The organism is Actinoplanes sp. NPDC049802 (genome assembly GCF_040656595.1).
Taxonomy (GTDB): domain Bacteria; phylum Actinomycetota; class Actinomycetes; order Mycobacteriales; family Micromonosporaceae; genus Actinoplanes.
The window spans coordinates 70304-82250 of sequence record NZ_JBFAMR010000005.1 but is presented as its reverse complement, the minus strand read 5'-3'; the positions used below and the strand labels follow the sequence as shown (position 1 = coordinate 82250).

General features: G+C 70.5%; 11 protein-coding genes. 5 read left to right on the top strand and 6 right to left on the bottom strand.

What is annotated here, in order from left to right; all coding sequences use genetic code 11:
• The first annotated feature begins 19 nt into the window (after positions 1-19).
• The 4 genes from AB0I88_RS05330 to AB0I88_RS05315 all read left to right on the top strand — a co-directional run bounded on the left by AB0I88_RS05330 (position 20) and on the right by AB0I88_RS05315 (position 4872).
• Positions 20-994 (top strand): glycoside hydrolase family 6 protein, encoded by a 975-nt coding sequence (locus tag AB0I88_RS05330; protein WP_361018597.1) that lies wholly within the window; start codon positions 20-22, stop codon positions 992-994.
• A 100-nt stretch (positions 995-1094) separates the two neighbouring features.
• Entirely contained in the window at positions 1095-3893 is a 2799-nt protein-coding gene (gene ppc, locus AB0I88_RS05325; protein WP_361018594.1) for a phosphoenolpyruvate carboxylase, read from the top strand.
• Positions 3894-4192: 299 nt separating this feature from the next.
• Positions 4193-4558, top strand: coding sequence for a type II toxin-antitoxin system RelE/ParE family toxin (locus AB0I88_RS05320; RefSeq protein WP_361018590.1), 366 nt, complete (start codon positions 4193-4195; stop codon positions 4556-4558).
• On the top strand, positions 4555-4872 hold the full coding sequence (locus AB0I88_RS05315; RefSeq protein WP_361018587.1) for a helix-turn-helix transcriptional regulator: 318 nt from the start codon (positions 4555-4557) through the stop codon (positions 4870-4872). Before AB0I88_RS05320 ends, AB0I88_RS05315 begins: the two co-directional genes overlap by 4 nt.
• Before the next feature lie 98 nt (positions 4873-4970).
• Here the strand turns inward: AB0I88_RS05315 and AB0I88_RS05310 are convergent, their stop codons facing one another.
• From AB0I88_RS05310 to AB0I88_RS05285, 6 genes are all read right to left on the bottom strand, one after another.
• Positions 4971-5195: a hypothetical protein gene (locus AB0I88_RS05310; RefSeq protein ID WP_361018584.1), complete on the bottom strand. Its 225-nt coding sequence runs from the start codon at positions 5193-5195 to the stop codon at positions 4971-4973.
• A 219-nt stretch (positions 5196-5414) separates the two neighbouring features.
• Complete coding sequence (locus AB0I88_RS05305; protein WP_361018581.1) at positions 5415-6125, bottom strand: ABC transporter permease; 711 nt, start codon at positions 6123-6125, stop codon at positions 5415-5417.
• Complete coding sequence (locus AB0I88_RS05300) at positions 6125-7081, bottom strand: ABC transporter ATP-binding protein (RefSeq protein ID WP_361018578.1); 957 nt, start codon at positions 7079-7081, stop codon at positions 6125-6127. Before AB0I88_RS05300 ends, AB0I88_RS05305 begins: the two co-directional genes overlap by 1 nt.
• Complete coding sequence (locus AB0I88_RS05295; RefSeq protein ID WP_361018574.1) at positions 7078-7941, bottom strand: ABC transporter permease; 864 nt, start codon at positions 7939-7941, stop codon at positions 7078-7080. Before AB0I88_RS05295 ends, AB0I88_RS05300 begins: the two co-directional genes overlap by 4 nt.
• On the bottom strand, positions 7934-8848 hold the full coding sequence (locus AB0I88_RS05290) for an ABC transporter ATP-binding protein (protein ID WP_361018571.1): 915 nt from the start codon (positions 8846-8848) through the stop codon (positions 7934-7936). Before AB0I88_RS05290 ends, AB0I88_RS05295 begins: the two co-directional genes overlap by 8 nt.
• A 79-nt stretch (positions 8849-8927) precedes the next feature.
• Positions 8928-10238: a glycosyl hydrolase gene (locus tag AB0I88_RS05285; RefSeq protein ID WP_361018568.1), complete on the bottom strand. Its 1311-nt coding sequence runs from the start codon at positions 10236-10238 to the stop codon at positions 8928-8930.
• Between the two features lie 170 nt (positions 10239-10408).
• On the opposite strand from AB0I88_RS05285, the gene cysC reads away from it, so the two are divergent.
• Entirely contained in the window at positions 10409-11929 is a 1521-nt protein-coding gene (cysC, locus tag AB0I88_RS05280; protein WP_361018565.1) for an adenylyl-sulfate kinase, read from the top strand.
• Positions 11930-11947: the final 18 nt, after the last annotated feature.

Below are 11947 nucleotides of genomic sequence, written 5' to 3'. Positions count from 1 at the left end.
CCCGGTGGGGACCGGTTCGTTGACGGGCCGGCGCCGGGCCCTGCTGCTGGCCCTCCTCCTCGGCACGGGCGGCGGCGTGCTGCCCCCGCACCAGCCCGGCCACCCCGCACCGGCCGCCGGCTTCTACGTCGACCCGGGCGGGCAGGCCGCGCGTTACCTGCGTAATCTGCGCGCGTCCGGACGGCACGCGGAGGCCACCGTCATCCGGCGGATCGCCGACCGGCCCGCCGCGGTCTGGTTCACCGACGCCCGGCCCGGGTTCGCCGACCGGGCTCGCGCGCTCGTCGGGGCGGCACGCCGGGCCGGGCGGACGCCGGTGCTGACGCTCTACTTCATCCCGAACCGGGACTGCCGCGGGTATTCGGCCGGTGGCGCCCGCACCGCGCGGACGTACCGGAACTGGATCTCCTCGATGGCCGGCGCGATGCGCGGGCACCGCGCCCTGGTGATCCTCGAACCGGACGCGGTGGCGCACGCCGCCGGCGGGCACTGTCTCGGCCCGCGCGGCGTGGCCCAGCGGTACGCGCTGCTCGCCCACGCCGTCGACACGCTGCGGGCGAACCCCGGCGTCGCCGTCTACGTGGACGCCGGCCACCCCCGGTGGATCCCGGCCGCCCGGATCGCGCCGGCGCTGCGCCGGGCCGGCGCCACCCGCGCCCGCGGTTTCTCGCTCAACGTCGCCAACTTCGAGACCACGGCCGACAACCTGCGGTACGGAACGGAAGTGTCCCGTCTCCTCGGCGGCCGTCATTTCGTCGTCGACACGAGCCGCAACGGCAACGGCCCGGCCCGCCGGATGACCGGCGACCGGCGCTGGTGCAACCCGCCCGGACGACGGCTCGGGACAGCGCCGACACGCCGCACCGGACATCGGCTCGCGGACGCGTACCTCTGGGTGAAAAGGCCCGGGGAATCGGACGGTGACTGTGTCTCCGGGGCTCCACCCGCAGGTCACTGGTATCCGACCTATGCACGATCACTGACCGGGTCATGAGACTCTTGAACCAATCCACCCCATGACCGGGGTGCGCCGATAACATCGGCGAAGTCGGGACAGCGCCGTCCTGGAGCCATCCGAGTGAAGGAGCGCCCCGATGACAGAGCAGCCTGCCCAACTCGACGATCGAGAGGGATCCGACGCCGCGCTACGTGCCGACATCCGCCGGATCGGTACGCTGCTCGGCCAGACGCTGGCCCGCCAGGAAGGGCGGCCCCTGCTCGATCTGGTCGAGGAGATCCGCGCCCTGGTGCGGCAGGACGCCCGCGCCGCCGCCGACCGCCTCTCGGCCATGGACATCACCACCGGCACGAAGCTGGCCCGGGCCTTCTCCACCTACTTCCACCTGGCGAACGTCACCGAGCAGGTGCACCGCTCGCGCGATCTGCGCCGCCGCCGGGCGAAGAACGGCGGCTGGCTGGACCAGGCCGCCAAGCGGATCGCCGAGAAGGGCGTCCCGGCCGACGAGATCGCCGCCGCGGCCCGCCGCCTCGCCATCCGCCCGGTCTTCACGGCCCACCCCACCGAGGCCTCCCGCCGGTCGATCCTGTCGAAGCTGCGCCAGGTCGCCGACTCGCTGGACGCCGAGTCGGCCGCCGCCGCGCTGTTCGGCGACACCGACACCACCACCTCCACCAAGCGTTTCGCCGAGCTGATCGACCTGCTCTGGCAGACCGACGAGCTGCGCCTGGACCGGCCGGACCCGACCGACGAGGCCCGCAACGCCGTCTACTACCTCAAGGATCTGTACGCCGACGCCGCCCCGCAGGTGCTCGACGACCTGGCCGACACGCTGCGCCGGCTCGGTGTGGAGACCGCGCCCACCTCGCGGCCGCTCACCTTCGGCTCGTGGATCGGCGGCGACCGGGACGGCAACCCGTTCGTCACCCCGGCGGTCACCCGGGACGTCCTGCTCATCCAGCACGAGCACGGCATCCAGGCCACCGAGAAGGCGATGGACAAGCTGATCGACGAGCTGTCGGTCTCCCGGCGGTTGCGCGGCGTCTCCCTCGACCTGTCCGCCAGCCTCGCCCAGGACCTCGACAACCTGCCCGAGGTGGCGCCGCGGTTCCGCCGGGTCAACGCCGAGGAGCCGTACCGCCTGAAGGTCCGGGCGATCAAGGCGAAGCTGGCCAACACCCGGGCCCGGCTGGTCAACGGCACCCCGCACGTGCCCGGCCGCGACTACCTGGGCAGCGCCGAGCTGATCTCCGACCTGGAGCTGATGCGCGCCTCGCTGGCCCGCAACTCCGGGCAGCTGTCCGCCGTCGGCGTGGTCTCCACCGCGATCCGCAAGGCGTCCGCGTTCGGCATGCAGCTGGCCGTCCTCGACGTGCGCGAGCACGCCGAGAAGCACCACGAGGTGCTCCAGCAGATGTACGCGCAGGTCGGCGAGGTGGACGACTACGCCACCCTGGACCGGGCGTCACGGACCAAGCTGCTCGCCGCCGAACTGACCGGGCGGCGGCCGCTGTCCAGCAACGACACGCCGCTCACCGATTCGGCGCGCAAGACCTTCGACGTGTTCAACACGATCCGGGAGTCGCAGGCGCGGTTCGGTGAGGAGGTCATCGAGTCGTACATCATCTCGATGACCCTCGGCGTCGACGACGTGCTCGCCGCGGCCGTGCTGGCCCGCGAGGCCGGGCTCGTCGACATCCACACCGGGCGGGCCCAGGTCGGCATCGTGCCGCTGCTGGAGACCCCGGCCGAGCTGGACGCCGGCGGTGACCTGCTGGACGAGATGCTCTCCACCCCGGCGTACCGGGAGATCGTCCGCGCGCGCGGCGACATCCAGGAGGTCATGCTCGGCTACTCGGACTCCAACAAGGAGGCCGGCATCACCACCAGCCAGTGGCGCATCCACAAGGCGCAGCGGTCGCTGCGTGACGTGGCGGCCCGGCACGGGGTGCGGCTGCGCCTCTTCCACGGCCGCGGTGGCACGGTCGGCCGCGGTGGCGGTCCCACCCACGAGGCGATCCTGGCCCAGCCGTACGGCACGCTCGACGGCGCGATCAAGGTGACCGAGCAGGGTGAGGTCATCTCCGACAAGTACACGCTCCCGTCGCTGGCCCGGGAGAACCTGGAACTGACCGTCGCCGCGGTGCTCCAGGCGACCCTGCTGCACACCACGCTCTCGGTCGACCCGGTGCGCCTCGCGGAGTGGGACTCGGTGATGGACACCGCCTCGGACGCGGCGTTCGCCCGGTACCGGTCGCTCGTCGAGGACCCGGACCTGGCCGCCTACTTCTGGGCCGCCACCCCGACCGAGCTGCTCGGCGCGCTGAACATCGGCTCCCGCCCGGCCAAGCGTCCCAACGCGGACGCCGGCCTGAGCGGCCTGCGGGCGATCCCGTGGGTGTTCGGCTGGACCCAGACCCGGCAGATCGTCCCCGGCTGGTTCGGTGTCGGCACCGGCCTGGCCGCGGTCCGTGCCGCCGGCCTCGGCGCCGAACTCGACGCCATGCACGAGCAATGGCAGTTCTTCCGCACGTTCCTGTCGAACGTCGAGATGATGCTCGCCAAGACCGACCTGTCGATCGCCCGCCGCTACGTGGAGACCCTGGTCCCCGAGGGGCTGCACCCGATCTTCGAGAAGATCGAGCAGGAGTACGCGCTGACCGTCCAGGAGGTTCTGGCGATCACCGGTGACACCGAGCTCCTGTCGAACCAGCCGGAGCTCTCCCGCACCCTCGGCGTCCGCGACACCTACCTGGAGCCGCTGCACCACCTCCAGGTCGCCCTGCTGCGCCAGTACCGCGAGCTGGGCGACGCGGGCCGCCAGATGCCGACCGCCCCGGGCGCCCGCCGCGGCCCGTCCGACTCGACGGCCCTGGAACGCGCCCTGCTCACCACGGTCAACGGCATCGCCGCCGGCATGCGCAACACCGGCTGACCGTCGCCCTTTCCACACGGCGAGGCCCCGTACCGGATCCCGGTACGGGGCCTCGCCGTCATCGTTCCGTTCTCGCTTTCCACCTCGCGAGGCGCGACTGTGCCTTACCTTCTCGGCCGACCAGATCCTTGTCGCGCAGCGCCCGTCCGGTACCACGCGAGCGTTGCCGGCCGGCCGATCGCGCCACAGGTGCGCCACAGGTGCGCCACAGGTGCGGGTTTTGCACAGGGCCTACCGATCGAACGCCGACCTCCGATCCAGCGATTCCCGCAGGTTTACCGATCGCTACACTTTCGCGTATGGCCACGGCGGAGTGGGACATCTACCTTGTCAACGAGGTGCGCACTTGGATCGAAGGACTCGACGACACCACCCACAGACGGGTGACCCAGGCACTCGATCTCCTGGCCGAACACGGCCCCGGACTCGGCCGTCCGGTCGTGGACACGATCCACGGCTCCTCCATAGCCAATCTGAAAGAATTACGTCCTGGCACGGTGCGGATCCTGTTCGCCTTCGATCCATGGCGGTCCAGCATTCTTCTCGTGGCAGGAGACAAGTCCGGCCGCTGGAACGAGTGGTACCACGAGGCCATTCCGCTGGCGGAACGACGCTACGAGACGTACCTCAAGGAACGCGCCGACGAGGGGGGGAGACCGAGATGAATAGCTACGCTCGGTGGGTCGACATCCGGGACGAGCACGTCGAACGAGCGGGCGGCGAGGAGGCCGTGGCCGACGGCAAGAACGAGATACTCGCGACCGTCATCGGTCATCGGCTGGCCGAGGTACGCCGAGCCCGGGGCTTGACGCAGCAACAGGTGGCGGAACGGATGGGCGTGACCAAAGGCCGGGTGTCCCAGATCGAGCAGGGAAAGATCTCGGGCCAGGACGTGTTGGCCCGGTACGCCTCCGCCCTCGGCGGGCGCCTTCACCAGGCCATCTACTTCGACGACGGCAACATCGCGGCCATCGCCTGACAGGCTCGCTTCTCCAGCATCGACATAGGGCTTTCGCCTCGCCGACCCGGACTCGGCCCTCACCCCGCAGCGACCGCGTCGCGTTCCGCGTCCGTAAGTCAGGCCCGATACCAGTCGGCGAGCGCTGCGACGCGAGGACACCAGCGCCAGAAACGGGGAATCTGGAAGCCCGGACCGGCCAGGTTGTTGAAGTGGGCGACACGCAGCCGATGGCGAATCCTGCCTTCGTTGACCTCGATCTCGGCGGAGGTCTTCACCTGAACCTCGATCTTGGGTGAGCGAGTCGTCCCACGTGGGCCGGGGCATGCGATCTGCCAGTCCACACCGTCAAGATCCAGATTCATCCGGGAGGTGGTGAAACCACCCGCGCATGCCAGCGCCTAAATGAAACCCTCACCGTGCAGACCTTGATGAACGTTTCTGTTCAACACATCCCGCCCCGACGGTCATCGACCTACCAGCAACAGACTAGTTGTCGTACGCCAAGCTGGGGAAGGGCCTTCCCCGTATGGGTAAGGCCCTTCCCCAGCTGTCTTGAGCGGTCAGCTGGTTTCGCCGGCCAGGCTGAAGGAACCGAGGCGGTTGATGGCGAAGACGGTGCCGACGATGGTGAAGATCGCGCTCATCACGATGGCCGTGGTGAGGCCGACCGGCGTCTGCATCATGCCGTTCGGCGCGATCTTGTCGGTGATGGCGATGACGTACTGGCCGATGGCCAGGTTCTTGGTGCCGGAGACGAAGTTTCCGAGCAGGCCCTCCCAGACCAGGATGTAGACCAGACCGACCAGCACCGGGCGGCGGCTGATCAGGCTGAACAGCAGGAACAGCGCGGAGTAGGCGAAGGCGCCGACGGTGGCTGCCACCGCCAGGGCGCCGCCGAGCTTCACCGAGCCGGCCAGGACGCCGGTGACGAACAGGGGCACCGCCGAGACGACGGTGGTGACCGAGGCGGCCACCGCGTACTTGGCGAGGATGATGTCGCGCCGGGCCAGCGGTTTGGTGAGGATGTGCACGATGGTGCCGTCGTCGACCTCGGAGCCGAGAACGCCGGTGCCGACGATCAGGGCGACGACCGGCAGGACCACGGCCAGGCCGAGGGCGACGATGACCGCCTGGCCCCACATGTCGGGCGACACGTCGTACAGCCGGCAGAGCGCGGCCAGGCCGATGAGCAGCACCGGCAGCGGCAGGAGAAGCAGGGCCCGGCGGCGGCCGAAGAGGCCGCGCGCGGTGATGAAAGCGACCGTGGACATCAGCCCTCCAGCAGGTAGGAGAAGACGCTCTCCAGGGACTCGTCGGACGGCACCAGCTGGTGCAGGCGGATCCCCTGGTCGAGTGCGATGCGGGGCAGCACGCGGGTGAAGCTGCCGTAGTCGGAGGCGCGCACGGTCAGCCCGGTCGCCTCGATCTCGATGCCGGCGACCGACTTCTCGGCCATCAGCGCGACGGCGAGCCGGCGGTCGTCGGAGCTGCGCACGGCGAAGACGTGCGGCCGGTTGGTCATCAGCCGGCGGATCTTGCGGTAGTCGCCGGAGGCGGCGAGCCGGCCCGCCACGATGACCTGGACCAGGCCGGCGACCTGCTCGACCTCCTCCAGGATGTGCGAGCTGAACAGGATGGTGTGGCCGCGGTCGCCGAGCGAGTGCAGCAGCTCCATCATGTGCATCCGCTGGCGCGGGTCCATGCCGTTGAACGGCTCGTCCAGCAGCAGTACGCGGGGCTCGTGCACGAGCGACGCGGCGACCCGGGTGCGCTGGCGCATGCCCTTGGAGAACGTCTCGATGCGGCGTTCGGCGGCGCCGGTCATCTCGACCAGTTCCAGGGCCCGCTGGGCGGCGCCCTCCGGGTCCTTGAGCTTCTGCATCTTGGCGCAGGCGGTCACGAACTGGCGGGCGGTCAGGAAGCCGTGCACCGCCTCCCGCTCGGTGACGAGGCCGAGGTCGCGGTAGACGGCCGGGTTTCGCCAGGTGGGTTTGCCGTCGATGGTGACCAGGCCCCGGGAGGGTGCGAGGAAGCCGGCCATCATGTGCAGCACGGTGGTCTTACCGGCGCCGTTCGGGCCGAGCAGGCCGGTGACGCCGGGGCTGAGCGACATCGAGATGTCGTTGACCGCCACCACGTTGCCGTACCAGCGGGAGACGTTGACCAGGTCGACCACGCCGTTGGTGGCGGCGGTGGACGTCTCGGCCGGGAGGGTCTGGGCGGTCACAGGGAGGCCACCTTCCGGTAGCGGGCCAGCAGGAGCAGGAGGCAGACGGCGATCAGGCAGACCGCCTCGATGGCGTAGATCGGCCCGAACCGGCCCAGGTCGAGGCCGATGCCCGGGCCGCCGCTGATCCACTGACCGACGCCGCCGATCAGGGTCATCGGGCTGCCCAGGCCGGCCAGGCTGTTGGCGGTGGTGGAGGGCAGCGAGGCGAGCACGCCGACGATCGGGGTGGTCATCAGGAAGACCGCGACGATGCCGCCGGCCGCGAACGCCTGCTTGCCGGTGAAGGAGGCGACCAGCAGGCCGATGCCGGCGAACATCAGCGCCCACAGCAGGCTGTAGCCCCAGCCGGGCACCAGGTCGAGGACCTCGTTCCACACGCCTTTGAAGCCGGTCTTGGTGGTGAACGCGGCGCCGAGGAACATGATGAACTGCGGCACACCGAGCAGCAGCCAGATCGCGCTGACCAGGGCGGCGTATTTCGAGGTCACGTAGTCGGCGGCACGCAGCGGCCGGCTGAAGTAGAGCGGCAGGGTGCCGGACCGCAGGTCGCGCGAGACCAGCTGCGGCGCGACGATCGCCACGAAGAAGATGATCAGGAAGCTCATCTGGTCGGCGAACTGGTCGTAGGTGAAGATCACCTCGCCGACGGTGGACCGGACCGCGGCCAGGATCACGGCGACGAGCAGCATGATCCCGAAGACCAGCCAGGGGAAGATCTTCGCCTTGGCGGAGCGGCCCAGCCCGTACGCCGAGCGCAGCCCGTGCACGTAGAGCGCCTGCCGCATGGCGGCGCGGCCCAGCCGGGGCCCGTCGTACCGCTGGTATCCGATGTCATGGATTACGCCGGTCTCAGACATCGGCGGTCTCCTTCGTGGTGAAGAGCTCGGCGACACGGTGCCGGCGCTGGTCGAGTCGGTGCAGGTTGAGGTCGAGGTCGGTGACGGCCCGCAGGATCCGGTCGTACGCGGCATCCGACTCCATCGACACGAGCAGCACCCGCCCGTCCCGGGTGACGGCGAGGCCCATCTCGGTGAGGGCGGTGGCGAGGTCGTCGGCGCCGTCGGCGACCTCGACCGCGAGCACGTCGGAGGCGGCGGTCATCGACGAGATCCGGTCGGCGCGCAGCAGGCGGCCGCCCTCGATGGCGATGAGCGAGTCACAGATCCGCTCGACCTCGCCGAGCAGGTGCGAGCAGACCACCACGGAGATGCCGAACTCGGTGCCGATCCGCTGGACCAGGGCGAGCATGGCGTCGCGGCCGGCCGGGTCGAGGCCGTTGGTGGGCTCGTCGAGCAGCAGCAGGTCGGGGTCGTGCACGAGCGCCTGGGCCAGCTTGACCCGCTGCTTCATGCCGGTGGAGTAGCCGCCGATCTGCCGGTAGCGCTCCTCGTAGAGGCCGACGTGCCGCAGCGCCTCGGAGGCGCGCTCGCGGGCGGTGGTCTTCGGCAGCCCGCTCATCCGGCCCAGGTGGGTGACGAACTCGGCGGCCGAGACGTCCGGTGGCAGGCAGTCGTTCTCCGGCATGTAGCCGACCCGGGCGCGGACCCGGTCGGTCTGTGTGACGGGGTCGAGATCGAAGACCCGGACGGTGCCGCCGGTGGGCGGCACCAGCCCCAGCATGATTTTGATGAAGGTGCTCTTGCCGGCGCCGTTGGCGCCGACGAGCCCGATGACGCCGGCATCGACCGCGACGGTGAGGTCCGCGAGGGCGGTCACCCCGCCGCCGTACGTCTTGGTCAGCCCGTCCGTAACGATGATGGTCACGGGCACAGCCTATGAAGACCGCGCACCTCGATGGATCGGGAAAACCCCTGAGGCTCTATCAGGGTTTCTCAGCGGGCTCTCAGTTTACCGAGACCTGGAAGACCGGCAGCTTGCCGAGACGACGGTATTCGCGCAGCGCGGCGGGTGTGCTGTCGACCGACGAGTCCTGGCCTTTGTGGTTGGCCGGGGTCTCGAAGTGCACCATCGCCTTGATGCCCGGGAACCGGCCGATCTGCCGGCCCACCTCACGGTAGAACTCGGCCATGTGGCCCGGGTTCCGTTCGGAGAACCAGACGCCCCACTCGGCGACCATCAGCGGTTTGCCGGGGTGCCGGGCGCGGACCCAGTTGTAGAAACCGGGCCAGCCGGGTTTGCTCGCGGACCGGCGGTTGAGCAGCTCGTCGAAGTCGCCGTGGCCGTAGCCGGGTTCGCTGTAGGAGTAGGTGTCGAAGCCGATCCAGTCGACCACGTCGTCGCCCGGGTACATGTGCTGGAACCAGCTCTTGGTGGTGTGCGGCACGTACGCCATGTGCACGAGGACGGTCACCACGTTGGTGGCGCCCTTGGCCCGCAGCCGCTTCACCACGTGCCGGAACATGGCCGCGTAGTCGCGGGCCGTGTAGCCGGAGCCGGCCCGTTCGCGTACCTGGTCCTCGGCTTCGTGATGGACCGCGAAGAAGAACCTCTCCCGGAAGTTCTCCTTGAGGTGTACGGCGAGGCGGTCGAGGAAGGCGTCGACGCGCCGGTCCCCGCGTGCGATCTGCGCCCAGGTGGCGGTCTCCGGCTTCCAGTTGAGCAGCAGGATCCGCTTGCGCCCCGGCTCCCGGGCGATCCGGATCTCCTGCTCGGTCGGGAACAGCTGCCGGGTCCCCTTGTGGTACGCGTGGAAGATCGCCTGATGCCGCCCGGTCTTGCGCTCGAACTCGTTGAGCGCCTGCCGGCCCCGTTCCTCGGTGCGCGCCCCGGGCGCCACGCCCCACAGGATCCCGCAGGTGGGCACCAGCCGGGATCCGGTGCGGCAGTCCCGGCCCCGACCGGATTCGCCGCGATGCCGGACCGGCATCACGGTGTGCCGCTCGCCGCCCACAGCGAGGAGGCCCGCCGCGGGGAGGCCCGCCGCGGGGAGGGCCCGGACCACGGTGTCCCCGGGTGGCGGGTCGCCCGGTTTCCAGGTGGGATCGGGCTCGATCCGCGGTGGCAGGAGCGACGGTCCGGGCGCGACCGTGGCCGGTGCGACGGCCGGGTCCACGAACGTCGGACCGCCGTACGGCGGGATGCCGAGCTGGTCGACGCCACCGGTCCACGCCCAGGACAGGGTCGCGGTCACGGACATGGCGAAGGCCGTGGTCAGTGCGGCGAGATGCAGTAGTCGGGATCGGGTCTGTTTCACAAAGGCCGAGTATCAAACGATCATGGCGACTTGTCCAGTAACTGCCTAATTTAAACAGAGATTTACCTTATAGGGTTTCCATCCCGACTGAGGGAAGACCCAGAGCCCGGCTCGACCGGTTGGATCGAGGCTGCGAAACTGTCCCCCAAATACCTGCAGGGGGATTCGAAGTGAATGGTTCGGTACTGCCCGAGGACGTGCTCCGGGATGCTCCCTCCTTCACGCCCCGCCCCTACGAGCTGGCGGACCTCGAACTGCTGCTCTCCGGCGCCTACGCGCCGCTGACCGGCTTCCTCGGGCGCGCCGACCTGATCTCGCTGGCCCGCCGCGGCCGGCTGGCCGACGGCGCCTCCTGGCCGGTTCCGGTGACCTGCGAGATCCCCGGCGAGATCGCGTCCACGCTGAACCCGGCCGACCCCACCCGGCGGACCCTGGTGCTGACCGACCCGGAGGGCGCCCCGGTCGCCGCCATCGAGGTGACCGACATCTGGCAGAGCGGGGAGAACCGGTTCGGCATCGGCGGCCCGGTTCGCCGGATGGGTGACGGAGGCCACGGCCCGTTCCAGCGGTTGCGGCGCCTGCCGGAGGAGGTGCGGGCGCTGCTCCCCCCGGGCCGGGTGCTCGGGGTGATCGCCGACCGGCCGCTGCACCGGCCACAGCTCGCCCAGATCGCGCACGCCGCCCGTACCCTCGCGGCTCATCTTTTGATCTTGATCCCGGTGAGCGGGCCGGGCCCGGACGGCCTGCCCCCGGAGGCGCTGGTCCGCTCGATCTTCGCGGCCCGCGACCGGATGCCCCCGGCCACCGTGGCGGCGGTGCCGCTGCTCACCCGCGGCGACGAGATGCGCGACGCGCTGCTGCGCGCGCGGGTGGCCCAGGCCTACGGCGTCACGCACGTGCTGTCGACCGGCGACTCGCTGTCCGGGGCCGGCCTGCGGGTGCTGCTGCCGCGCGAGCTGGCCTACGACAACCGGGACGGCCAGTGGCGCTGGCGCGACGACATCCCGCCGCGCAACCGGCGGCTGGCGATGTCCCCGGCCGAGATCGACGACCTGCTGGACCGCGGTTTCCCGCTGCCCGAGTGGCACACCCCGCCGGCCGTCGCCAAGGAGCTGTCCCGGGTCCGGCCGCCGCGCCGGCACCGTGGCCTGGTGGTGTTCTTCACCGGCCTGTCCGGCTCCGGCAAGTCGACCATCGCCCGCAACCTGGCCGACGTGCTCCGGGAGACCGGCGACCGGACGGTGACACTGCTCGACGGCGACGTGGTGCGCCGGGAGCTGACCGCCGGACTCGGCTTCAGCAAGGCCGACCGGGACCGTAACGTCCGCCGGATCGGCTGGGTGGCCGCCGAGGTGGGCCGGCACCGGGGCATGGCGGTGGCCTGCCCGATCGCGCCCTACGAGGCGGCCCGCGCGGCGGCCCGGCGGATGGCGGTGGAGGCCGGCGCCGGGTTCATCCTGGTGCACGTGGCGACGCCGCTGGAGGTGTGCGAGAGCCGGGACCGCAAGGGCCTGTACGCGCGGGCCCGCGCCGGTCAGCTGCGCGGCATGACCGGGATCGACGACCCGTACGAGGAGCCCACGAACGCCGAACTGACCGTCGACACCACCACGATGACCGTCCCGGAGGCGGTCGACATGGTGCTCGGCTACCTGGTGGAGAGCGGCTGGGTGGAGCCCAAAATGTCGTAGACCATCACTCGCGGCGGT

Coding starts and splice junctions, on each gene's coding strand:
- AB0I88_RS05295 (WP_361018574.1), bottom strand. CDS start 7,941: ATGTCTGAGACCGGCGTAATCCATGACATCGGATACCAGCGGTACGAC.
- AB0I88_RS05315 (WP_361018587.1), top strand. CDS start 4,555: ATGAATAGCTACGCTCGGTGGGTCGACATCCGGGACGAGCACGTCGAA.
- ppc (WP_361018594.1), top strand. CDS start 1,095: ATGACAGAGCAGCCTGCCCAACTCGACGATCGAGAGGGATCCGACGCC.
- AB0I88_RS05320 (WP_361018590.1), top strand. CDS start 4,193: ATGGCCACGGCGGAGTGGGACATCTACCTTGTCAACGAGGTGCGCACT.
- AB0I88_RS05305 (WP_361018581.1), bottom strand. CDS start 6,125: ATGTCCACGGTCGCTTTCATCACCGCGCGCGGCCTCTTCGGCCGCCGC.